Origin of the sequence: Faecalicatena fissicatena (assembly GCF_016900595.1) — a bacterium.
Taxonomy (GTDB): Bacteria; Bacillota; Clostridia; order Lachnospirales; family Lachnospiraceae; genus Claveliimonas; species Claveliimonas intestinigallinarum.
In genome coordinates this window covers 68,357-92,001 of record NZ_JACLYY010000007.1, presented here as the reverse complement: position 1 = coordinate 92,001, position 23,645 = coordinate 68,357, and the positions used below count along the sequence as shown (strand labels likewise).

At 54.8% G+C, this 23,645-nt stretch carries 22 protein-coding genes, 1 other RNA gene and 1 riboswitch; all 23 genes read left to right on the top strand.

Annotation, left to right across the window (positions count from 1 at the left end):
* Positions 1 to 23 precede the first annotated feature (23 nt).
* Positions 24 to 1,298 (top strand): 3-isopropylmalate dehydratase large subunit, encoded by a 1,275-nt coding sequence (leuC, locus tag H7U36_RS08745; protein ID WP_033126369.1) that lies wholly within the window; start codon positions 24 to 26, stop codon positions 1,296 to 1,298.
* Positions 1,298 to 1,789: a 3-isopropylmalate dehydratase small subunit gene (gene leuD, locus H7U36_RS08740; protein WP_033126368.1), complete on the top strand. Its 492-nt coding sequence runs from the start codon at positions 1,298 to 1,300 to the stop codon at positions 1,787 to 1,789. Before leuC ends, leuD begins: the two co-directional genes overlap by 1 nt.
* Before the next feature lie 27 nt (positions 1,790 to 1,816).
* Positions 1,817 to 3,127: a Na+/H+ antiporter NhaC family protein gene (locus tag H7U36_RS08735; RefSeq protein WP_033126367.1), complete on the top strand. Its 1,311-nt coding sequence runs from the start codon at positions 1,817 to 1,819 to the stop codon at positions 3,125 to 3,127.
* 45 nt (positions 3,128 to 3,172) lie between these two features.
* On the top strand, positions 3,173 to 4,666 hold the full coding sequence (gene thrC / locus H7U36_RS08730) for a threonine synthase (RefSeq protein ID WP_205156029.1): 1,494 nt from the start codon (positions 3,173 to 3,175) through the stop codon (positions 4,664 to 4,666).
* A gap of 45 nt (positions 4,667 to 4,711) precedes the next feature.
* Positions 4,712 to 5,047, top strand: coding sequence for a hypothetical protein (locus H7U36_RS08725; protein WP_191493779.1), 336 nt, complete (start codon positions 4,712 to 4,714; stop codon positions 5,045 to 5,047).
* A 505-nt stretch (positions 5,048 to 5,552) separates the two neighbouring features.
* Positions 5,553 to 7,163, top strand: coding sequence for a phosphoenolpyruvate carboxykinase (ATP) (gene pckA, locus H7U36_RS08720; protein ID WP_033126365.1), 1,611 nt, complete (start codon positions 5,553 to 5,555; stop codon positions 7,161 to 7,163).
* Between the two features lie 210 nt (positions 7,164 to 7,373).
* A complete protein-coding gene (locus H7U36_RS08715; RefSeq protein WP_242842855.1) occupies positions 7,374 to 7,829 on the top strand; it encodes a type II toxin-antitoxin system RelB family anti-toxin in 456 nt (151 codons plus the stop codon).
* Positions 7,830 to 7,930: 101 nt separating this feature from the next.
* Positions 7,931 to 8,311, top strand: a complete 381-nt coding sequence (locus H7U36_RS08710; RefSeq protein WP_205156028.1) for a VOC family protein — start codon at positions 7,931 to 7,933, stop codon at positions 8,309 to 8,311.
* The gene (locus H7U36_RS08705) at positions 8,308 to 9,000 is read left to right on the top strand and encodes a response regulator transcription factor (RefSeq protein ID WP_205156027.1); all 693 of its coding nucleotides are present in this window, start codon (positions 8,308 to 8,310) and stop codon (positions 8,998 to 9,000) included. The genes H7U36_RS08710 and H7U36_RS08705 overlap by 4 nt, the downstream gene beginning before the upstream one ends.
* 118 nt (positions 9,001 to 9,118) lie before the next feature.
* On the top strand, positions 9,119 to 10,033 hold the full coding sequence (locus tag H7U36_RS08700; RefSeq protein WP_191428622.1) for an ATP-binding cassette domain-containing protein: 915 nt from the start codon (positions 9,119 to 9,121) through the stop codon (positions 10,031 to 10,033).
* The gene (locus H7U36_RS08695; protein ID WP_205148387.1) at positions 10,026 to 10,859 is read left to right on the top strand and encodes an ABC transporter permease; all 834 of its coding nucleotides are present in this window, start codon (positions 10,026 to 10,028) and stop codon (positions 10,857 to 10,859) included. Before H7U36_RS08700 ends, H7U36_RS08695 begins: the two co-directional genes overlap by 8 nt.
* A 13-nt stretch (positions 10,860 to 10,872) precedes the next feature.
* On the top strand, positions 10,873 to 11,787 hold the full coding sequence (locus tag H7U36_RS08690; RefSeq protein ID WP_205156026.1) for a sensor histidine kinase: 915 nt from the start codon (positions 10,873 to 10,875) through the stop codon (positions 11,785 to 11,787).
* A 67-nt stretch (positions 11,788 to 11,854) separates the two neighbouring features.
* Positions 11,855 to 12,037: non-coding RNA, 6S RNA (gene ssrS / locus H7U36_RS08685), on the top strand.
* Between the two features lie 78 nt (positions 12,038 to 12,115).
* Complete coding sequence (locus H7U36_RS08680) at positions 12,116 to 13,450, top strand: SpoIID/LytB domain-containing protein (protein ID WP_243426733.1); 1,335 nt, start codon at positions 12,116 to 12,118, stop codon at positions 13,448 to 13,450.
* Between the two features lie 122 nt (positions 13,451 to 13,572).
* Positions 13,573 to 14,391 carry a YihY/virulence factor BrkB family protein gene (locus H7U36_RS08675; RefSeq protein WP_033126360.1) on the top strand — a complete coding sequence of 273 codons (819 nt, stop codon included), beginning with the start codon at positions 13,573 to 13,575 and terminating at the stop codon, positions 14,389 to 14,391.
* Between the two features lie 435 nt (positions 14,392 to 14,826).
* A complete protein-coding gene (pheS, locus tag H7U36_RS08670) occupies positions 14,827 to 15,846 on the top strand; it encodes a phenylalanine--tRNA ligase subunit alpha (protein ID WP_033126359.1) in 1,020 nt (339 codons plus the stop codon).
* A 102-nt stretch (positions 15,847 to 15,948) separates the two neighbouring features.
* Complete coding sequence (gene pheT, locus H7U36_RS08665; RefSeq protein ID WP_138303097.1) at positions 15,949 to 18,369, top strand: phenylalanine--tRNA ligase subunit beta; 2,421 nt, start codon at positions 15,949 to 15,951, stop codon at positions 18,367 to 18,369.
* A 110-nt stretch (positions 18,370 to 18,479) separates the two neighbouring features.
* Complete coding sequence (gene queA / locus H7U36_RS08660) at positions 18,480 to 19,505, top strand: tRNA preQ1(34) S-adenosylmethionine ribosyltransferase-isomerase QueA (RefSeq protein ID WP_205156050.1); 1,026 nt, start codon at positions 18,480 to 18,482, stop codon at positions 19,503 to 19,505.
* Between the two features lie 459 nt (positions 19,506 to 19,964).
* Positions 19,965 to 20,213, top strand: a complete 249-nt coding sequence (locus H7U36_RS08655) for an HPr family phosphocarrier protein (protein WP_138303096.1) — start codon at positions 19,965 to 19,967, stop codon at positions 20,211 to 20,213.
* Between the two features lie 259 nt (positions 20,214 to 20,472).
* The gene (locus tag H7U36_RS08650) at positions 20,473 to 20,979 is read left to right on the top strand and encodes a DODA-type extradiol aromatic ring-opening family dioxygenase (protein ID WP_330637069.1); all 507 of its coding nucleotides are present in this window, start codon (positions 20,473 to 20,475) and stop codon (positions 20,977 to 20,979) included.
* Positions 20,980 to 20,998: 19 nt separating this feature from the next.
* A complete protein-coding gene (locus tag H7U36_RS08645; RefSeq protein ID WP_205156024.1) occupies positions 20,999 to 21,232 on the top strand; it encodes a hypothetical protein in 234 nt (77 codons plus the stop codon).
* Between the two features lie 22 nt (positions 21,233 to 21,254).
* Positions 21,255 to 22,796, top strand: a complete 1,542-nt coding sequence (locus H7U36_RS08640; RefSeq protein ID WP_205156023.1) for a nitrite/sulfite reductase — start codon at positions 21,255 to 21,257, stop codon at positions 22,794 to 22,796.
* A gap of 23 nt (positions 22,797 to 22,819) precedes the next feature.
* On the top strand, positions 22,820 to 23,353 hold the full coding sequence (locus H7U36_RS08635) for a DUF3592 domain-containing protein (protein ID WP_205156022.1): 534 nt from the start codon (positions 22,820 to 22,822) through the stop codon (positions 23,351 to 23,353).
* 55 nt (positions 23,354 to 23,408) lie between these two features.
* Positions 23,409 to 23,620, top strand: a riboswitch (cobalamin riboswitch).
* The last annotated feature ends 25 nt before the right edge of the window (positions 23,621 to 23,645 follow it).

The following is a 23,645-nucleotide window of genomic DNA, read 5'->3' as shown; positions in this document are numbered from 1 at the left end:
GAAAACGAAGGAGGCATACGATCATGGGTATGACAATGACACAGAAAATACTGGCCGCTCATGCGGGGCTGGATCATGTGGAAGCAGGCCAGCTCATCATGGCGGATCTGGATGTAGTCATGGCGAATGATATCACGGGTCCTATGGCGATCCCGGTATTTAAGCAGATGGCTGATAAAGTATATGACAGGGACAAGGTGGTGCTGGTACCGGACCATTTCACTCCCAACAAGGACATCAAATCCGCGGAGAACGCAAAGGCTCTGCGGGAATTTGCCAGGGAGCAGGAGCTGACCCACTACTATGAGGTGGGACAGATGGGCATTGAGCATGCCATCCTGCCTGAGAAGGGTATCGTGGTGGCAGGAGAGTGTATCATCGGCGCGGACTCCCACACCTGTACATACGGAGCTCTGGGAGCATTTTCTACAGGAATGGGAACCACGGACATTGCCACAGGAATGGCCACAGGACAGATCTGGTTCAAGGTGCCAAGCGCCATCAAGTTCGTGCTGACCGGAAAGCCGTCCAAATATGTCAGCGGTAAAGACATTATCATCCATATCATCGGAAGGATCGGCGTGGACGGTGCTCTCTATAAATCCATGGAGTTCACAGGGGACGGCATCGCAAGCCTGTCCATGGACGACCGCTTTACCATGGCAAACATGGCCATCGAGGCGGGCGCAAAGAACGGCATCTTCCCGGTGGACGCTCTGGCGGAGTCTTACATCAAGGAGCACTCTGACAAAGAGTATAAGATCTATACAGCGGATGAGGATGCGGTGTACGAGGACGTGGTGGAGATCGACCTCAGTAAGGTGCGCCCCACAGTGGCATTCCCGCACCTTCCGGGGAACGCCAGGACCATTGATGAGGTGGAGGCTATGGAGCCCATCAAGATCGATCAGGTGGTTATCGGTTCCTGTACAAACGGACGGATGGAGGACATGCGTAGGGCGGCGGCTGTCTTAAAGGGACACAAGGTGCACCCGGATGTGCGCGTCATGGTCATCCCGGCCACCCAGAAGATCTACAAGCAGTGCATTGACGAAGGTCTTGTTGACATCTTTATCGATGCCGGATGTGCTTTTAATACACCAAGCTGCGGACCCTGCATGGGCGGACACATGGGCGTCCTGGCAGCAGGAGAGAAGTGCGTTTCCACCACAAACCGGAACTTTGTCGGCAGAATGGGACACGTGGACTCCCTCATCTACCTGGCATCGCCGGAGACAGCGGCGGCAAGCGCCATCGCGGGCTACATCGCTAATCCAGAGAAAGTAGGTGAAAACTAATGAAAGCAGAAGGAAGAGTTTTTAAATACGGAGACAACGTGGACACAGACGTGATCATCCCGGCCAGATACCTGAATTCATTTGACCCCCAGGAGTTGGCAAGTCACGCCATGGCGGACATTGACCCGGATTTTGTGAATAAGGTACAGCCCGGCGACCTGATTGTGGCGAACAAGAACTTTGGATGCGGTTCCTCCAGGGAGCACGCGCCTCTCTGCCTGAAGACAGCGGGCGTGAGCTGCGTCATTGCGGAGACCTTTGCCAGGATTTTCTACAGGAACGCCATCAACATCGGACTGCCCATCATCGAATGTCCCGAGGCGGCTCAGAACATCGAGGACGGCGATCAGGTGGAAGTGGACTTTGACAGCGGAATGATCTACAACCGGACAAAGGGAACCCAGTTCCAGGGACAGCCCTTCCCGGAGTTCATGCAGAAGATCATCGCTGCCGGCGGCCTGGTAAACTATACAAACAACAATAAAAAATAAAATTTATAGAAGGATACAGTTATTGTTATGGAAAAGAAAGGAAGAGCAGTCGCCCTTCTGCCCATCGGAGTTTTCCTTGTGATCTTCCTGGGCTCGGGCGTGCTGACGGGGGATTTTTACTCCATGCCCACCATCGTGGCGTTTCTCATCGCCCTGTGTGTGGCATTTCTGCAGAACAGAAAGGTCAGCTTTGACGAGAAGATCCATATCATCGCAAAGGGAGTGGGAGACGACAACATCATCACCATGAGTCTTATCTTCCTCTGCGCAGGAGGCTTTTCCGGCGCTGTGACAGCGGCCGGCGGGGTGGAGAGCACGGTAAACCTGGGGCTCTCCGTTCTGCCGCCTGGCGTGGCGGTGGCCGGACTTTTCGTCATCGGATGCTTTATTTCCGTGTCCATGGGCACCTCCATGGGAACCATCGCTGCCTTGGCGCCCATCGCTGTGGGCATCAGCGAGAAGACCGGCTTTGCCATGGCTATCTGCATCGGCGCTGTAGTCTGCGGCGCTATGTTTGGAGACAACCTGTCCATGATCTCAGACACTACCATCGCGGCGGTAAAGACACAGGGCTGTGAGATGAAGGACAAATTCCGGGAGAACTTTCTCATCGTGCTCCCGGCTGCTATCCTCACAGTGCTCATCTTCCTGTTTATCACAAGAGACGGCAACGCCATGGTAATGGAGGATCTCTCCTTCAACATATGGAGGGTAGTGCCCTATGTGCTGGTTCTTGTGGGGGCCCTCATAGGGATCAATGTGTTCGTGGTGCTGATCGGCGGCACCATCCTCTCCGTGGTGGTGGGGATCGCCACGGGCAGTCTCGCCTGGGATCAGATCTTTCTGGCCATCGGCGGGAACACAGTTATAGGCGGACAGGAAATCAGCGGCGTCATCGGCATGTATGACATTACGGTCATCTCCATTATCGTGGCCTGCATTGTGTCTCTTGTGAAGGAGTACGGCGGCATCCATTTTATCCTCCAGTGGATCCACAGGATGATCAAGGGGGAGAAGGGGGCGGAGCTCGGCATCGCAGGGCTGGCTCTCCTTGTGGACGCCTGCACGGCCAACAATACGGTGGCCATTGTCATGGCGGGGCCCATTGCAAAGGAAATCTGCGAGGAGTACGGCGTCTCGCCCAGACGGTCCGCCTCCCTGCTGGATATATTTACCTCCGTGGGGCAGGGGCTGATCCCTTACGGGGCCCAGCTTCTGTCGGCGGCTACACTGACGGCGCTGACACCCTTTGACATCCTGCCCTATCTGTATTATCCCATACTGATGGCAGTGAGCGCAGTCCTGTTTATCCTGTTTCGGAGCAGGAAGGAAGCATAGAGCAATCCTTTTCTCAAAAGAGGAAGAGGTAGAAAGGTGAAGAACATGAATTTACAGTACATGAGCACGAGAAACCCGAAGATCACAGCCACAGCCTCCCAGGCGGTCTTAAAAGGGCTTGCGGACGACGGCGGACTCTTTGTCCCCGAGAGGATTCCGGCCCTCCCGGTGTCCTTAGGGGAGCTGAAGGGGATGACCTACCAGGAGACAGCCTACGCAGTGATGAAGGAGTTCCTCACAGACTACACGGAGGAGGAGCTGAAAGCCTGCATCGCCAGGGCCTACGACAGCAAGTTTGACACAGAGGAGATCGCCCCCATCGCGAAGGTGGACGACACCTACTATCTGGAGCTGTTCCACGGCCCCACCATCGCCTTCAAGGACATGGCCCTCTCCATTCTGCCCCACCTGATGACCACAGCGGCGAAGAAGAACGGAGTGGAGGGCGAGATCGTCATCCTCACCGCCACCTCCGGGGATACGGGGAAAGCCGCCATGGCCGGATTTGCGGACGTGGAGGGGACCCGCATCATTGTATTCTATCCCCAGGGCGGGGTGAGCCGCGTGCAGGAGCTGCAGATGGTGACCCAGAAGGGGGACAATGTGGACGTGGTGGCTATCCACGGCAACTTTGACAATGCCCAGAGCGGTGTGAAGGAGCTCTTTGGAAATCAGGAGCTGGCAGGAAAGCTTGCCCGGAAGGGCTGCCAGTTCTCCTCTGCCAACTCCATCAATATCGGGCGCCTTGTGCCCCAGATTGTGTACTATGTGTACGCCTACGGCAAGCTCCTGGAAAATGGAGAGATCGAGGAGGGGGAGAAGATCAACATCACTGTCCCCACTGGCAATTTCGGGAACATCCTGGCTGCCTGCTACGCAAAGCACATGGGACTGCCCGTAGGGAAGCTGATCTGCGCCTCAAACGAGAATAAGGTGCTCTTTGACTTCTTCCAGACAGGAACATACGACAGGAACCGGGAATTCATGCTGACTACCTCACCTTCTATGGACATCCTTATCTCCAGCAACCTGGAGAGGCTTATCTACCAGATCTGCGGCCGGGACGGCAAGGCAGATGCAGAGCTCATGAGACAGCTTCAGACAGAGGGCAGATATACCATCACAGAGGAGATGAGAGAGCAGCTCTCTGACTTTGTGGCAGGCTATGCCACAGAGGAGGAGACAGCTGAGACGATCCGAGAGATCTATGAGAGGACAGGCTACGTGATGGACACGCACACAGCCGTGGCTGCCCATGTCTGCCAGGCCTACAAAGCGGACAGCGGTGACGGGACGAAATGCCTGGTGGCCTCCACAGCAAGCCCTTACAAATTTGTGAAGAGCGTCCTTACGGCCATCGGCAAAGAGGCGTACAGCCAGAAGGAGGAGCTGGAGCTGCTGCCGGAGCTGGAGCGCATTTCCGGGGTAGAGATGCCAAATGCCATAAAGGAGATCCTGAACGCAAAGATCCGCCACCATAGGGAGTGCGACGCGGACAAGATGCAGGAGACAGTGGAGGAGATCCTGGGCATCAGATAGCAGCCTTTTGAGAAAAGCAGGGAAGGACAGATAGATATGAACAGTATGGGAAGTTTTTTTGGCATTGTGGGGATCGGCGCAGGCATTTACTGTATATACGGGTATCTGCTGATGGTCAGGAGGCGTCAGATTCCGAAGGGGATCATGCTTCCAAAGGATGAGGATCCGAAGAGGTGCAAAGATGTGGAGGCCTACATTAAGATGACCTCCGCTCAGCTCCTTCTGGTGGGGATTCTCCTTGCGGTCTACGGCGTACTGGAGCTGATCAACACCTATGTGGCCTCCATTGCCATACCGGTTTTTGTGGCCATTGTGCTCGTTATGGCGGCTCTTATCTGGTTTGCAGTCCGGACAAAAAAAGCCAACACCACATATTTCTGAAATGTCTGACATTTGGCGGGTTTTGGACATCATATACAGGAAAGCCGGGATGCAGAAAAATCCTCTTCATAGGAGGCGTGGTTCTGGAGCAGGGGACTGCGGACAGACCCTTTTATTCAGCAAAAACGGCTGAAAAACGTGCCCCTTACTCTGGGGGCGGAGTGATCCCGCAAGCGCAGGTGAGGAGCCTGTGGTGGCGACGAAGAGCATATTTGTGGAAAAAATGAAGAAAATGGGACGTGGCCTGGAAGAAGGAAACTTCTTCTGAAGAGTGGGAAAATGCAGGATTTGATTTGAAATCCTGCATTTTTTATCGGGAAAAGCGGCATTGTTTTTCTTAAAAAACAGAAAAATAAAAGATTAAGAATGGAAAAATTCATGTCATTGTTACTCTCTTAACATTTTATTGTTGATTTTTCATACTGTTTCCTGTATAATGTTGGCATATCGGGATTGCCGGATTACAGGCAACATATACTATAGAAAGAAAGAGGTTGAGCGTAACATGTCAAATATCGATTTAACTAAGTACGGTATCACCGGAACAACAGAAATTGTTCACAATCCTTCCTATGAAATGCTTTTTGAAGAGGAGACAAACCCGAACCTGGAAGGCTTTGACAAAGGCCAGGTCAGCGAGCTGGGTGCAGTCAACGTTATGACTGGTATCTACACAGGCCGTTCTCCTAAAGACAAATACATTGTTATGGACGAGAACTCCAAGGACACTGTATGGTGGACTTCAGACGAGTATAAGAACGACAACCACCCGGCTTCCCAGGAAGCATGGGACGCAGTGAAAGAGATCGCAAAGAACGAGCTTTCAGGCAAGAGACTTTTCGTTGTAGATGCTTTCTGCGGCGCTAACAAGGACACTCGCATGGCCATCCGTTTCATCATGGAAGTGGCATGGCAGGCTCACTTCGTTACCAATATGTTCATTCGCCCCACAGCAGAGGAGCTGGAGAGCTTTGAGCCCGACTTCGTAGTTTACAACGCTTCCAAGGCAAAGGTTGAGAACTATGAGGAGCTTGGCTTAAGATCAGAGACAGCCGTTATGTTCAACATCACAAGCCGCGAGCAGGTAATCGTGAATACATGGTACGGCGGAGAGATGAAGAAGGGTATGTTCTCCATGATGAACTACTATCTGCCGCTGAAGGGCATCGCTTCCATGCACTGCTCTGCAAACACAGATATGAACGGCGAGAACACAGCGATCTTCTTCGGACTTTCCGGAACAGGTAAGACCACACTCTCCACAGACCCGAAGAGACTTCTCATCGGCGATGACGAGCACGGCTGGGACGACAACGGCGTGTTCAACTTCGAGGGCGGATGCTACGCAAAGGTGATCGACCTGGACAAGGACTCCGAGCCGGATATCTACAATGCCATCAAGCGCAACGCTCTTCTTGAGAACGTGACGCTGGATGCGGACGGAAAGATTGACTTTACAGACAAGAGCGTGACAGAGAATACACGTGTTTCCTACCCCATCGATCATATCGAGAAGATTGTTCGCCCGGTTTCCGCGGCCCCGGCAGCGAAGAACGTGATCTTCCTGTCAGCTGACGCTTTCGGCGTGCTTCCTCCGGTATCTGTCCTGACAGCTGAGCAGACAGAGTACTACTTCCTGTCCGGCTTCACAGCAAAGCTTGCAGGAACAGAGAGAGGTATCACAGAGCCTACACCTACATTCTCCGCATGCTTCGGCCAGGCTTTCCTGGAGCTGCATCCGACAAAATACGCAGAGGAGCTTGTAAAGAGAATGAAGGCCAGCGGAGCAAAGGCTTACCTGGTAAACACAGGCTGGAACGGAACAGGAAAACGTATCTCCATCAAGGATACGCGTGGAATTATCGACGCTATCCTGGACGGATCGATTCTGACAGCGCCCACAAAGAAGATTCCTTACTTCAACTTTGAGGTTCCGACAGAGCTTCCGGGCGTAGATCCCGCTATCCTGGATCCCCGCGACACATACGCTGACGCTTCTGAGTGGGATGCAAAGGCAAAAGACCTGGCACAGAGATTTGTCAAGAACTTTAAGAAATACGAGAGCAACGAGCTTGGAAAAGCGCTGGTTGCAGCTGGTCCTCAGATCGAGGAATAATCACAGATGTAAATATGGCTCCCCGGCAGTACGCCGGGGAGCTTTTTTTGTGACAGTGTGTTGTGACAGCGACGGGCCAAAGTCCGTGCCTGCCTTTGCTGTTACCAGAATGGAAACAGGGAAAAACCAGAGCGGTGCTGTCCACAGGGCTGCCGATGCTGTATAGTGGAGTCAGCAAAAACAGCCGGATAGGCAAGGAGGAGATGACAGATGATGGCGCTGGGAGATAATATCAGAAGGCTTCGGGAGGAGAGGGGGATGACTCAGCAGCAGATGGCGGATAAGCTGTATGTGTCCAGGCAGACCGTGTGCCGCTGGGAGAACGGCTCCAGATGCCCGGACCTGATCACGGCGAAGAAGATTGCCACGGAGTTCGGGGTGAGTCTGGACGCGCTCATATCCGATGACGATATGGAGGATCTTGAACGGATTTCCGGGGCGGGAAAGTTTATAAAATACAAGAGAAAAGTGAAGCTTCAGGAATACCAGAGAAAGATACTGGAATTTCTCCAGGTGCTGGGAGGCGTGTACCTGTCCATCTCCCTCATCCTGCGAGTCCGCTTTGACATGCGGATGCCTGTCTGGAGCGTCGTGCTGGGCGTGTGTATTGTGGCAGGGGCATTTGCCCTGAACCGCAGGCTGGTGAAGCGGATGAAAGACCTGTGAGGAGCAGACGGGCCAAATGGAAAGAGAGAGCGGGAAACGGTTGTCCCGGCAGACCACATGGGGTATACTCTTTCTATGGGAAAACGAAAAGGAGGCTGCATATGAGACTGAAAAATGTGCTGATAGCTGTCCGGGATCTGGAGCAGGCCAAAAAATTTTACAGGGAGCTGTTCGGCCTGGAGGTGGCCCTGGACGGGGACGAGAATGTGATGCTCACAGAGGGGCTTGTGCTCCAGGACAAAAAGGTGTGGGAGGCGTGCCTGGGAGAGGAGATTATTTCCCACAACAACGCTGCGGAGCTCTACTTTGAGGAGAGGGATCTGGAAGGGCTTGTGGAAAAGCTCAAAGCATACGGGGAGGAAATCCGGTATGCGGACCGCCTCCGGGAGCTGCCGGGAGGCCAGAAGCTGCTCCGGTTCTATGACCCGGACGGCCATCTCATCGAGGTAAGGACACCGGCAGAAGGGGAGGCGGCGTTATGAGTCTGATCGCGGTCATTGACGATGATGAATATATCGGAGATATGCTCAGGAGGGCGCTGGAGGGCGAGGGCTATCAGGTGGCCCGGGCCTACTCCGGCACGGAGGCCCTCCTTCTTCTTGAGAAGACAAATCCGGATCTGGTGCTCCTGGACCTGATGATGCCCGGCCTTGCGGGGGAGGAGGTGCTGAAGAGGATCCAGGGGATCCCTTTGATCGTTGTCAGCGCAAAGGCGGATGTGGAGAACAAGGTGGATCTTCTTCTTGGCGGGGCGGCGGACTATGTGACCAAGCCCTTTGATATTCGGGAGCTGCTGGCCAGGATCGCGGTGCAGCTGAGGCAGGCGGAGAGTACCGGGGCCGGGGAAGACGTTCAGGGACAGATTCTCGTGTTCGAGGATCTTCGCATGGATACGGCCGCCTGGAAGGTGTGGGCGGGGGAGGAGCTGCTGCACCTGACGCCCACGGAGTTTGCCATCTTAAAACAGCTCATGGCCCGCCCTTCCCAGGTGATCACCAAGGCCCGGCTGCTGGATGCCATCAGCCTGGACACGCCGGACTGCACGGAAGGCTCCCTGAAGATCCACATCAGCCATCTGCGCAGAAAGCTGAAGCGGGATACAGACCGTGACTACATTGAGGCTGTGTGGGGGATCGGGTTTAAGATGCGCCAGGGACAGGAGGAATGTTAACTGAAAATGTTAACTGTTTCTTTACCCTTTCCTTAACCGGAAGCTTACCGGCCCTGTGCTATCATGAGTTCAGAGCTCAGAAGAGCTCTGGAATGAATGATGACAAGGAGGTGATTTTATGGAATATGTGCTGACCACGGACAATCTGACCAAGCAGTACCGGAGCTTCAAGGCCCTGGGCGGACTGTCCATGCATGTGGAAAAGGGGGCCATCTACGGCTTTGTGGGGCGAAACGGGGCTGGAAAGACGACACTGATCCGCCTCATCTGCGGCCTGCAGACACCCACTTCAGGCACCTACACACTGTACGGGAAGAAAAATACGGAGGGGAACCTTTCGCGGGAGAGGAGACGAATGGGGGCTGTGGTGGAGACTCCCTCCATCTATGGCGGCATGACGGCGGAGGACAATCTGAAGGAGCAGTACCGGGTGCTGGGACGCCCCTCCTTTGAGGGAATAAAGGAGCTGCTGGAGCTTGTGGGCCTGGGCGACACGGGAAAGAAGAAGGCAAAAAACTTTTCCCTGGGCATGAAGCAGAGGCTGGGCATAGCCGTGGCTTTGGCCGGGGATCCGGATTTCCTTGTGCTGGACGAGCCGGTGAATGGACTGGATCCCCAGGGGATCATTGAGATACGGGAGCTGATCTTAAAGCTGAACAGGGAGAGAAAGATCACCTTCCTCATCTCCAGCCACATTCTGGACGAGCTGTCCAGGCTGGCCACCCACTACGGCTTTATCGATGCAGGACACATTGTCCGGGAGGTGAGCGCAAAGGAGCTGGAGGATAGCTGCCGGAAATGTACCCGCGTGGAAGTGACGGACATCCAGGCCCTTGTCCGGGTGCTGGAAAAGAGGCAGATGGAGTACAAGGTCACCTCGGAAAACAGCGCCGATGTGTTCGGCAAATGGGATGTGACGGAGATGGTTCTGGCCCTGGAGGCCGAGGACTGCAAAGTGCTGGCACTCACGGAGAAGGACGAGAGTCTGGAGAGCTACTACATCAACCTGATGGGAGGTGAGAGCCATGCGTAAGCTTCTGCGGGCGGATTTCGCCAGGCTCTGGAAGGATAAGGTCTTCTGGATCGCTACAGGGGTGGTGATGCTGTTCAGTGCGGCCATCTGTCTTGCCCAGTATAACTCCATGGTAAACTATGATATGAATATGTCGTATGCGCTGCCGAGGATCTACGTCAATTCTTATATAATGCTCTGCATTGCCCTGGCAGCGTTCACGAATTTGTTTCTCGGGACAGAATACAGTGACGGCACGATCCGGAACAAGCTTGTGACAGGGTGCTCCAGAAGCGGTATCTATCTGTCCGGCTATCTGACCTGCGCGGCGGGAGGGCTTTTGATGCAGGCTGCATTTATGGCGGTAGCTACCATCATGGGAGTGCCCATGTTCGGGTTTAAAACAGCATTCCTCAGACCGGTCGGAACCTACACCCTGGTGGGGGCGCTCCTCATTTGCTGTGAGGTTGCCATTTATACCATGGTCTCCATGCTCTGCCAGAACAGGGCAGCGGTGGCAGTGCTCTGCCAGGTGGTGACCTTTGCTCTGCTCATGTACAGCACCTACCTGATGAACGCGCTCTCCGCACCGGAATTCTATGATGCCGCCACAAAGGCGGCGGACGGGAGCTTCATCATGGAGACAGTCCGAAATGAGAGATATCTGACAGGACAAGAGAGGAAGATTTATGAGTTTCTCACAGAGTTTATCCCCATGGCCCAGGGATATGTGGTTGCGGGACTGAACTCGGCTCATCCCGCCCTTTTGGGCCTGTACTCCGTAATCGTCGGGGGTTTCAGCACAGTGGCCGGGCTGCTCGGCTTCCGGAGAAAGGATCTGAAGTAGAGGAGGAAGAAGTATGTATCTGCTGGGAGGCGTCTGCTGCCTGCTCCTGCTGGTCTGCGCGGGACTGGGGATAAAAATAGTTTCCATGAGAAGAGGGGCAGATGAGCTGCGTCTCCAGTGCGGAGCACGGCTTGAGGAGGACACCAATGTGGGGGTCGACATCGGCGCCATGGACGGGAGGATGAGGGCCCTTGCCGCGGAGCTGGACAGGCAGATGAAGGATCTGCGTCAGGCGAGGCTGCGGTACGAGCAGGGGGACGCGGAGCTGAAAAAGGCGGTTACCAACATTTCACACGACCTGCGCACGCCGCTCACCGCCCTTTGCGGCTACATGCAGCTGCTGGACGGGGAGCAGGTCTCCCCGGAAGTGCGGGAGTATCTGGACGTCATGAAAAACCGCATCCAGGCCATGACAAAGCTGACGGAGGAGCTGTTCCAATACTCCGTCATTGTCTCCACGGAAAAGTATAGGGAGCGGGAGAGGATTTCCCTGGGAGCTGTCCTGGCCGAGAGCGCTGCCGGATTTTACGGAGTCCTGAAGGAAAAAGGGATCACGCCGGATATACGTATGCCGGAGGAAGAGGTCTTTGTGTATGCCAACCGGGATGGACTTTTGCGGATTTTCGGCAATATTATCAGCAACGCCGTGAAGTACAGCGACGGAGACCTGAAGATCACCCTGCATCCGGACGGTCGAATTACCTTTGCCAACCACGCGTCAGGACTTGACGAGGTGGAGGCGGCCAGGCTCTTTGAAAGGTTCTATACGGTGGAAAACGGCAGCGGGAGCACTGGCCTGGGGCTGTCCATCGCCCGGACTCTGACAGAGCAGATGGGCGGGCAGATTGGCGCCTGCAGGGAGGACGACTGTTTCGTGATCTGGGCTGCTTTTTTGCGGACGGAGGACGGAAAAGAAAAATCTGTGTAAAGAACAGGTAAATACAGGAAGTATATTTTAGTTGAAAAGATGGAGACAATAGAGTATAATGTCTTTAGGAAACCTGGGATGCTCGACAATTCCTGTAATTTTGAACCTACAAAACTTTAAACGGGACTCTTATTATCTCTGTAATATGTCAGGCCTCCGTACTAGCAGTGGAAGACAGAAAAACAGATGCGGACGCCCACCTGGCTGCGGCTAGGAGTCAAAATACAGGAACCGGCATTTTGGGGATGTACAAAAGATGAAAGGCAGCTGCGTATATGCAGCTGTCTTTTTTCATACATTTAAGAAAAAGGTGCAAAAAGGGACAGCTTTGAGAAGAACATCATTCAGAAAAAGAAGAAAGAGAAATGTTTATGGAAGATATGTAGCAGCCATTTTCATCTGGCTGCTTTTCATAACCGGGATCGTCCACATGATTTCCCGGGAGGAGGGGGGCTTTGGAGGCACGGACACGGAGAGCAGGCTGGACGTGCCGGAGGGAGAGCTGCCGGAGCCTACCTCCGGGAGCACGATCCGGGTGCTCCTCATGACAACGGGCTATGGCGGCGAGATCCACAATGAAGTGAGAGTCTCCTCGGACGCGGGACTGCGGGTGAGCTGCGCAGGGGAGAGTATTGAGTGGAACAAGGCGGATATATATCAGATCCTCCCGGACGATGCCCGGTTCCAGAAAGGGAATATACGGATCGAGTCTCTGGGCCAGGGAGGGCAGATCAGGCTGGAGAGCGTAGAGAGGGGCTGCGGTGTCCCCTCCTACAGCGGGGCCCTGGAGCTGCGGGCGGCCTCCGGCGGTATAGCGGTAATCAATGAGCTTCCCGTGGAGACTTACCTGTGCGGCGTGGTGCCAAGCGAGATGCCCGCCTCCTACGAGCTGGAGGCCCTGAAGGCCCAGGCGGTGTGCGCCAGGAGCTACGCCTTCCGGCAGATGACCTCCTACGGCTATCCGGAGTATGAGGCCCATGTCAACGACAGCACGGATTTTCAGGTGTACAACAACAGTGAAAGGCAGGAGAGCAGCACCCGGGCCGTGACTGAGACGGAGGGACAGGTTGTCAGGTATAAAGGGGAGATCGCCACCACATACTATTATTCAACCTCCTGCGGCAGGACCACCAGTCTGGAGGCCTGGGGAACAGACCCCGGGGAGGGAGGCGGATACCTGCAGAGCGTGAATGTCTGTGGGGACAACGGGGATTATGAGAAGGATCTGCCCTGGTACAGATGGACGGCCCAGGTACCGGTCCAGACCCTGTCCGCTCTTGTCAGCACAAATACAGGGGTGAATGTGGGTACCCTCTCCGGCGTGGAGGTGACAAAGCGGGGGCCCGGAGATGTGGCCCTGCAGATCGTGGCCTCCGGGGACGCGGGCAGCGTCACGGTGGACACGGAGAACAAGATACGCGCGGCCCTGGGCGGGAGCGGCTACACCATCACGAAAAATGATGGCAGCACCAGCCAGAGTACGTCCCTTCTGCCCAGCGCATTTTTTGCCATAGAGAGGAGCGGCGACACCTTTGTCATCAGCGGAGGGGGCTTCGGCCACGGCATCGGCATGAGCCAGAACGGGGCCAATGAGATGGCAAAGCAGGGGGCGGATTACAGGGAAATCCTGCAGCTGTTCTACCGGGATGTGGAGATCGGATGAGGGATGGACAGAGGAACGGCGGAGAAATCAGCTTGAATATTTTGCGGGCAGATGGTATGATTTCTCTATAAAAATGGCGGGTGAGCCGCTGCCTGCCTGAAAAATGACAGCGGGGGAGGACTATGATCAGGAAGATTTTTCAGAAAGCGATAGATGTGTCCGAGGAAGTGGGAAAAGACCATGTGGGGGCTTACGCTGCCCAGACGGCTTATTTTTTTATGCTCTGTATGATCCCCATCATCCTGCTGCTTTTGACTCTGGTGCAGTATACGCCGGTCACAAAGGCAGATGTGATGACCGCGGTGGTGCAGGTGTTTCCCTCCTCTGTGGACTCCCTGATCGTCTCTATTGTCAATCAGGTCTACAATCAGTCCATGGGCATCATCCCTGTGACCGCGTTGGTGGCACTCTGGTCTGCGGGCAAGGGCGTGCTGGCCATGACAGGCGGACTGAACTGCATTTACGGCTGTCATGAGACGAGAAACTATGTTTTCCTGCGGATACGGTCCACCATCTACACGGTGCTCTTTATCGTGGTCATCCTTTTGCTTCTTGTGGTCTCTGTCTTTGGAAACACGCTGAACATTTTTATCACGAGCCACGTGAAATTCCTGAAGCCGGTGGCGGACTGGCTGATCCAGCGGCGGACCGTCATCACGCCGGTGGTGATGATGGGATTTTCCCTGCTTATCTACAAGTTCCTCCCCAACCGGAAGGATACCTTCCGCAGGCAGATTCCGGGATCTGTGTTTACAGCCCTGGCCTGGATGGTTATCTCCTGGGTGTTCTCCGTGTATGTGGATATTTTCCAGGGGTTTTCAGATATGTACGGGAGCCTCACAACCATTGTGCTGATCATGCTCTGGCTCTACTGCTGTATGTACAGTATCCTGCTGGGAGGTGAGCTGAACAAGCTGACAGCTGACAAAATGTTTTCCTGACGCAAGGGAAAAATGTCCGCCTGCGGGCAGGGTTTTCCTTGACATCCCGTTTTCTTGTGTTAAAATGAAAAAAGCGATTGAAATATCAGAAAGGCTTTGACCGTGCAAGTAGAGACTCATTTTCCGGCAGAGAGGGGAGATCGCTGGCTGAAAGTTTCCCCGGGTTCAGATGAGGATCGAATTTCCCACGTGAGCCGCGCATCTGAACAGGGCTGTCTGATCGGCCAGTAGGGTGTGCCGTCTTTGTGCACGTTACGCATGTCTGAGAGTCCGCCGCGCAAAGCGCAGCGGGAAGCAGGGTGGTACCGCGGGTTTGTATGTCTCGTCCCTTTTCAGGGATGAGGCTTTTTTTATTGAATGTTGAACGGAGAACCGAGTCCTCCATTCGATCAAAACGTCCCTGTGTTACATTTCATAAAGAAAAGGAGAAAAATGATGAAAGAGAAATTACAAAGCATTAAAGAAGAGGCGATCCGTCAGATTGAAGCTTCCGATGTGCCTGAAAAGCTCAACGAAGTGCGGGTGAAGTTCCTGGGCAAAAAAGGAGAGCTGACCGCAGTTCTGAAGGCTATGAAGGATGTGGCACCGGAGGAGCGCCCCAAGGTAGGGCAGATGGTCAACGAGACGAGAGCGGCCATTGAGGAGCTCCTGGAGGAGACAAAGAAGAATATGGAGAGGAAGATCCGGGAGGAGAGACTGAAGCAGGAGGTCATCGACGTCACACTTCCCTCGAAGAAAAATATGGTGGGACATAGCCATCCCAACACCATCGCCCTAAACGAGGTGGAGCGCATTTTCATCGGTATGGGCTACGAGGTGGTGGAGGGCCCGGAGATCGAGTACGACCTCTACAACTTTGAGAAGCTGAATATCCCCGCCGACCATCCGGCCAAGGATGAGCAGGACACCTTCTACATCAACAAGGATATTGTGCTGCGGACACAGACATCCCCTGTGCAGGCCCGCATCATGGAGCAGGGAAAGCTCCCCATCCGTATGATCGCGCCGGGACGCGTGTTCCGCTCCGATGAGGTGGATGCCACCCACTCTCCTTCCTTCCACCAGATCGAGGGACTTGTGGTGGACAAGAAGATTTCCTTCTCTGACCTGAAGGGCACCCTGGAAGTCTTCGCAAAGGAGCTGTTCGGGCCGGAGACAAAGACGAAATTCCGTCCCCATCACTTCCCCTTTACGGAGCCCAGCGCCGAGATGGACGTGACCTGCTTCAAGTGCGGCGGAAAGGGCTGCCGCTTCTGCAAGGGCTCCGGCTGGATCGAGATCCTCGGCTGTGGTATGGTGCATCCCCATGTGTTCGAGATGTGCGGCATTGACCCGGATGAGTACACAGGCTTCGCCTTTGGTGTCGGCCTGGAGCGAATCGCTCTTCTGAAGTATGAGATCGATGACATGCGGCTTCTGTACGAGAACGATATCCGGTTCCTGAAGCAGTTTTAGATACAATACACACAATAGTACACCAGTTAGTGTAATTTCAGACGTAATACTTTTTAAAAGTGTTACGTCCCCTGTTAAACTATTAACGTAAAGGAGAATACAATGAATACATCATTATCATGGATAAAAGCATATGTGCCGGATCTGGATGTCACTGCGCAGGAGTACACGGACGCCATGACCCTTTCCGGGACAAAGGTAGAGAATTATGAGAAGCTGGACGCGGATCTGGACAGGATCGTGGTGGGCCAGATCGATAAGATCGAGAAGCATCCGGACGCGGACAAGCTGATCGTGTGTCAGGTGAATGTGGGCGCGGAGTCTATACAGATCGTGACAGGCGCGCCCAACGTTCACGAGGGAGACAAGGTGCCTGTTGTCCTGGCGGGAGGCCGCGTGGCGGGAGGCCACGAGCCGGGAAGCCGTGTGGCTGGCGGCATCAAGATCAAGAAGGGGAAGCTGAGAGGCATTGAGAGCAACGGTATGATGTGCTCCATCGAGGAGCTGGGCTCCAGCCGGGACATGTATCCGGACGCGCCGGAGAACGGCATCTACATCCTGCCCCAGGATACAGAGGTGGGCGCGGATGTGGTGAAGCTGCTGGGCCTTGACGACGTGGTCTTTGAGTACGAGATCACATCCAACCGGGTGGACTGCTACAGTGTCATCGGTATCGCGAGGGAAGCGGCGGCCACCTTCCGCAAGAAGTTTTGCCCGCCCCAGGTGACACCGACCGGAAATGAAGAGGATGTGAACGACTATATCAAGGTGACCGTGAAAGACACAGACCTGTGTCCCAGATACTGCGCCAGAGTTGTAAAAAATATCAAGATCGGCCCCTCACCCAAGTGGATGCAGAGAAGGCTTGCCTCTGTGGGTATCCGTCCCATCAACAACCTGGTAGATATCACCAACTACGTGATGGAGGAGTACGGACAGCCCATGCACGCCTATGATCTGGACACCATTGCCGGACATGAGATTATTGTGAAGCGCGCCGAGGAGGGGGAGAAATTCACCACTCTGGATGGACAGGAGAGGCAGATGGATCCCTCTGTGCTGATGATCTGCGACGGGGAGAAATCCGTGGGCATTGCCGGTATCATGGGCGGCGAGAACTCCATGATCACCGACGATGTGAAGACGATGCTCTTTGAGGCGGCCTGCTTTGACGGCACCAACATCCGCAAGTCCAGTAAGAAGGTGGGCCTGCGCACAGACGCTTCCGGCAAGTTTGAGAAGGGGCTGGATCCCAACAACGCCCAGGCTGCCATTGACCGTGCCTGCCAGCTTGTGGAGGAGATGGGAGCCGGCGAAGTGGTCGGCGGCATGGTAGATGTTTACAGCAGGAAAAAAGAGCCTGTCCGCGTGCCCTTTGACGCGGATGCGATCAATGCTCTCCTGGGAACAAACATCCCCAGGGAGGATATGCTCTCGTATTTCCGCATGATCGATCTGGAATACGATGAAAATACAAACGAAGTGATTGCCCCCACTTTCCGGCACGACCTGTTTCGCCTTGCGGACCTGGCGGAGGAAGTGGCAAGGTTCTACGGGTATGACAATATCCCCACCACGCTTCCCAAAGGCGAGGCCACCACAGGAAAGCTGTCCTTCAAGCTGCGCATCGAGGAGGTGGCCAGAAACGTGGCGGAATACTGCGGCTTCAGTCAGGGCATGACCTACTCCTTTGAGAGCCCGAAGGTGTTTGACAAGCTCCTGCTCCCCGAGGACGCGCCGGAGAGAAAGGCCATCAGCATCATGAACCCCCTTGGGGAGGACTACAGCATCATGAGGACTATGTCTTTAAACGGCATGCTCACGTCCCTGGCTACAAACTACAACCGAAGAAATAAAAATGTAAGGCTTTATGAGCTTGGAAATATTTACCTTCCCAAGGCTCTGCCCCTGACAGAGCTGCCCGAGGAGAGAATGCAGTTTACCCTCGGCATGTACGGGGAGGGAGACTTCTTCAGCATGAAGGGCGTTGTGGAGGAGTTCCTGGAGAAGGCAGGCCTCTCCCAGAAAGAAATCTATGACCCCAAGGCAGGAAAAACCTTCCTGCACCCGGGACGCCAGGCCAACATCATTTACGATGGAACTGTGATCGGCTACCTGGGCGAGGTTCACCCGGATGTGGCGGACACCTACGGCATCGGCGAGAGGGCCTACGTGGCTGTTATCGATATGCCTGAGGTCGTATCCCGGGCAAACTTTGACAGGAAGTACGAGGGAATTGCCAGGTTCCCGGCCGTGACCCGAGACATCAGCATGGTGATGCCCAAGGAGATCATGGTAGGACAGGTGGAGAAGGTCATTGAGGACAAGGGAGGACAGTACCTGGAGAGCTATGCTCTCTTCGACCTCTACGAGGGAGCCCAGATCAAAGACGGGTATAAATCTGTCGCCTACTCCATTGTGTTCCGGGCAAAGGACAGGACTCTCGAGGAGGCGGACGTGTCTAAGGCCATGGACGCCATCCTGGGCGCTCTCGAGGAGATGGGAATCGAGCTGCGCAAATAAAGCTGTCGCGGACAGAGAAGATGTGATACGATACAGGGGGACCGATCCGGCTCCCTGTATCGCTATGTTATGCACTGTACCGCGTAGAAAGGAAGAATAGATATATGGAAATGAGACGACAGGATTTCAGCTTCGATCTGCCCCAGGAGCTCATCGCCCAGGATCCGCTGAAGGATCGGGCCAGCTCCAGGCTCCTTGTGCTGGACAAGGAGACCGGAGAGACCTCCCACCATGTGTTCCGGGAGATCAAAGATTACCTCCATCCCGGGGACTGCCTTGTGATCAACGACACAAAGGTTATCCCCGCCAGGCTGATCGGCTCCAAGATTGGAACGGACGCAAAGATAGAAATTTTATTGTTGAAAAGAAAAGAGGATAATGTCTGGGAGACGCTGGTGAAGCCGGGGAAAAAGGCGAAGCCGGGCGCCAGGATCAGCTTTGGAGAGGGGCTTCTGATCGGGGAGGTCATCGATGTGGTGGAGGAGGGAAACCGCCTGGTGCGCTTTACCTACGAAGGTATTTTTGAGGAGATACTGGACCAGCTGGGACAGATGCCCCTGCCTCCCTATATCACCCATCAGCTGGAGGACAAGAACCGTTACCAGACAGTCTACGCAAAGCACAGCGGATCGGCGGCAGCTCCCACGGCAGGGCTGCACTTTACGCCGGAGCTTTTGCGGGAGATAAAGGACGAGGGAGTGGACATTGCCAGTGTCACCCTTCACGTGGGACTTGGCACCTTCCGCCCTGTGAAGGTGGACAATATCCTGGAGCACCACATGCACTCGGAGTTTTATCAGATCGAGGAGAGCGAGGCCGAGAAAATCAACCGGGCAAAGGAGAAGGGCGGCCGGATCATCTGCGTGGGGACCACCAGCTGCCGGACCATCGAGTCCGCGGCGGACGAAAACGGGCACCTGCGGGCCGGGAGCGGATGGACTGATATCTTCATCTATCCGGGCTACAAATTCAAGATACTGGACTGCCTGATCACCAACTTCCACCTGCCTGAGTCCACCCTGCTGATGCTGGTCTCCGCCCTGGCCGGGAGGGAGCATGTGCTGGCCGCCTACGAGGAGGCGGTGAAGGAGAGATACAGATTTTTCTCCTTTGGCGACGCCATGTTCATCAAATGAAAATATGTAAATTATTTATGGAAAATGTAGAATAGAAGACAGTGACGTGATATAATAGTTATGTTACCGCCCCTATACCTTGGTACGGAAAGGGGGTGCGCTTCTATGGAGCTGTTGATATCTTTTCTTGTCACTGTCATGGCGGGTGTGGTTTGCCACCTTATCTGCAAATGGCTAGACAGTGATGAATAGTGGTAACTAGCCTGCGGATTAAGCCTCCGCGCCGGAAAAAGGAATAGAAGACCCCGGAGTCTGGTACACTCCGGGGTCTTCGCATGCGCCTCACATGGAGACTTGATATCTTTTCTTGCCTACTGGCATTATAGCATATGTCTCTTCGGAACGCAATATGTCTCCCTGAGGAAAATTTACACGATTTTTTTGAAAAAATATACCAAAATCATTCGAAATAGTGTATATTACGAAAGTAGCATTTTTGAATGTCGGAGGTACAAAAGTATGTTTGAAATGAAAGTAAGATTTGCTACGCCGGAGCAGATCAAGAGCTTCTGCTCTGTATGCCAGAAGATGACATCAGATATTGATGTGGTGAATGTGGCTAATCCCTACGACAGGATTGACGGAAAATCCATTATCGGCCTTATGACTCTTGAGCTCAATGTGCCGCTGCTCGTGCAGATTCACGGTGAAGACGAGACGTGCGCGGGAGAAAAGTTCTCAGAGTTCGCGCTGGACAGCGCAAAGTAGGCTGGTTTTAAGAATTCCGAACACAAAGCGTCTGCGCAGGCTCCGCCTAAGAGGCGGCATGACCTGTAACGGCGCTTTTTTTGTTTCCTGCAAAAGCTTTTTTGTTAAAATGCATTCCTCGATAATGCGGCCTGTGCGGCACGCCCCAAATACAGTCCTCAAAAAATACAGCCCACAATGACATTCCCGCCTCATGGGGGTATAATAGAGCTGTGAACAGGACGGAGTACCCATTCAGAAGGAGAAGGGAGGAATTTGTATGGCAGTGGCAGACGGGATCATGGTTCCCCATCCGCCCCTCATCGTCCCGGAGATCGGGCAGGGGGAGGAGAGAAGGGTGCAGGAAACTACTGACGCCTATCGCGAGGCTGCGAGGACTCTGGCTGCCTGGCGGCCGGACACAGTGGTCATTCTGTCGCCCCACACGGTGATGTACGCGGACTATTTTCACATCTCCCCGGGAGACGGGGCAATGTATCCAGAGAACAGCCGGGAGGCTGAACCGCCGGATCGCGGTTGTGGGCAGCGGCGACCTCTCCCACAAACTGAAGGCGGAGGGGCCCTATGGCTTTGCGCCGGAGGGGCCAGGATACCGTATGAGGGACCGGGATGCCACAGACGTGGAGCGGATCTATGCCCTCCGGGAGCGGGCAGCAGCGTATCTTCGGCATGTATACACAGGAAATTGTTAGATTTCACAACTCTGTGCAAAGAAATGTGCTATACTGGAAAGCAACACCCGGCAGCAGCCGGGGACAGGCAATGAAAGAGAGAGGAAGACAGCCATGAGGCAGGAACGGTTTAAAATGGAGAGAGAGGGTCTTGTGGAGGAAGGCCAGGAGGTGGAGATCAGCGAGAGGAGCCCCAGCACGGGGCGGTACACCTATCTCGTGGAGCCATCGGTGGCCATGTCCGGCATTTACCGGACCAACGAGAGGATCAAGGCGAGAAAAGGAAGGATCGCCAGGATCGAGCACACCCAGAAGGGATTTTATCTGGTTGTGGAAGTAGAAGAATAAAAATAGCAGGAGGATTTAGAGAATGGAACGAAAAGCACCTGTATTGGGGAAAGAGGAGCTGGAGGAGTTCAGACAGAGGACAAAGGATTTCTATGAGGGAAAGATCACGAAGAATGATTACAAGGGATACTCCGGAAGATATGGAAGCTACGCCCAGAGGGGCGGAAAATGCAGCATGATCCGTCTGCGCATGGCGGGCGGCAGGCTCACAAAGGACAAGCTTTTGTACATTGCGCAGAGCATTGAAAAATATCAGGTAAAGAGGGCCCATCTGACGACCTGTCAGACCATCCAGCTCCACGATCTGGACGCGGACGCGGTCTGCGGCATCATGGAGGGAGCCATGGAGCACGGGATCATCACCCTGGGAGGCGGCGGAGATTTTCCGAGAAATGTCATGGCGCCGCCCCTGTCCGGCACTGAGAGAGGGGAGTATTTTGACGTGCTTCCCTATGCCGGGAAGGCGGAGGAATTTCTCCTGTCCTTCCTGGACGCGAAGAAAATGCCAAGGAAGCTGAAGGTCTGCTTTTCCAGCAGCCCGGCCAATGTGACCCACGCCACCTTCCGGGATCTGGGATTTGTGGCCAGGCCGGACGGAAAATTTGACGTGTACAGCGCAGGAGGGCTGGGAAACCAGCCGAAGATCGGCCTTCTGATGGCAGAGGCGGTGGACCCGTCCCGGATCCTCTACTATATCCTGGCCATGCGGGAGGTGTTCCTGGAGCACGGCAACTATGAGCAGAGGGGAAAGGCCCGCACCAGGTATATGAGAGACAAGCTGGGAGACGAGGGCTACAGACAGGCCTTCCTGGAAAAGCTGGCCCAGGCGGAGGCCGGGGAGGATCTGACCATCCGGGTGGAGACGGAGGAGATCACCAAGAAGCCGGACGGGACGAGAGTGTCCGGCAGCCGCGTCCTGGAGCAGAAGCAGGCCGGGCTCTACTCTGTCCTCTATCACCCCCTTGGAGGATGCCCGGATCCGGCCGTCTTTGGCAGACTCTACGATGTGATCAAAGACATGGAGGCAGTGGAGCTGCGCATCGCGCCGGACGAGACCCTCTACATTGTCAATCTGACAGGAGCGGAGGCGGAGCAGGTGCTGGACGCAACCCAGGACAGCGCCCGGACGCCCTTTGAGTCCTCCGTGGCCTGCATCGGGGCCTCTATCTGCCAGGCGGGCGTGCGGGACTCCCAGACTCTCCTTGAGGAGGCGGTAGAGGCGGTTCGGAAGGCGGAGCTTCCGGCATTTGCCCTTCCAAGAGTCCACATTTCCGGCTGCCCCTCATCCTGCGGCACTCACCAGATCGGGCAGATCGGCTTCCGGGGCGGCGTGAAGATGATCGATAAGACACCCCGGCCGGCCTTTGAGGTGTTCTTCTTCGGCTGTGACAGGCAGGGGGAGGAGCGGTTCGGACAGGCGGCAGGGATCATGCTGCAGGAGGACATTCCCGCTTTCCTCGTGGAGGTGGGAAAAGAGGCGGCGGCCTCCGGACTTTCCTACGTCGAATGGGAGAAGGACAACAGAGACAGACTGCTTGAGATCGCCGGAAAATATACGGCGTAGACGGATGATAAAGGAGGAGGTCTATGAATGAGGGAGTGAATGTGGGGCTGCTGATGTTCCTTACGCTGGCAGTCCCGGGACTGCTCTTTATACTGGCGGGGATCCTGGTCCTTGTGCTGGAAAAGAGAAAGAAGAGTCGCTGCACGGCCATGACAATGGGGACAGTAGTCCGGTACAGCTATGTAAACGGAACGCCGAGCCCTGTGGCGGCCTACAGGATTGGCGGCGTCTCCTACGAGAAGAAGCGCAGGTTCCGGGGCGTAGTGGAGGTGCGCAGGAACCTCTCCCCAAAGGACTGGACAGAGGAAAATCAGAGCTGCTACATCAGTGAGAACGATGTGCTCCACATCCGGGGCGGCGCTGTGCTGAACCTGAGGGCCATGGCCGAGAGCCTGTACCCCATGGGCTCCTCTATCCCGGTGTGGTACGACCCGGAGAAGCCCCAGAGAGCCTATGTGGAAAGGATCCCGGTCAAGGGCTCCCTTGTAGGATGGATTTTTATCTGGGTCGGACTGGGATTTGCGGTTCTGGGGACCTTTCTCTCCCTTGTGCTGTAACCTGGGAGAAAGGCCCGGGGAGAGGGACTGCGGGAAAGGCAGTTGACGGACAGCCTCAAACAGTATAGAATAGAACATGTTATTTTGAAGAGAGAACAGGGAATGTGGTGAAAATCCACAGCAGCTCACTCTACTGTGAGGAATGACGAAACCCGGCGTATGCCACTGCCCGGGCCGGCGGAAGCCATCCGCCGGCTGACGGGTGGGAAGGCAGGGGAGTAGGCTTTAGTTCCGAGCCAGGATACCTGTTGTAATACAGCAAACGTGATCTTTCGGTGAGGATTTAAGATTA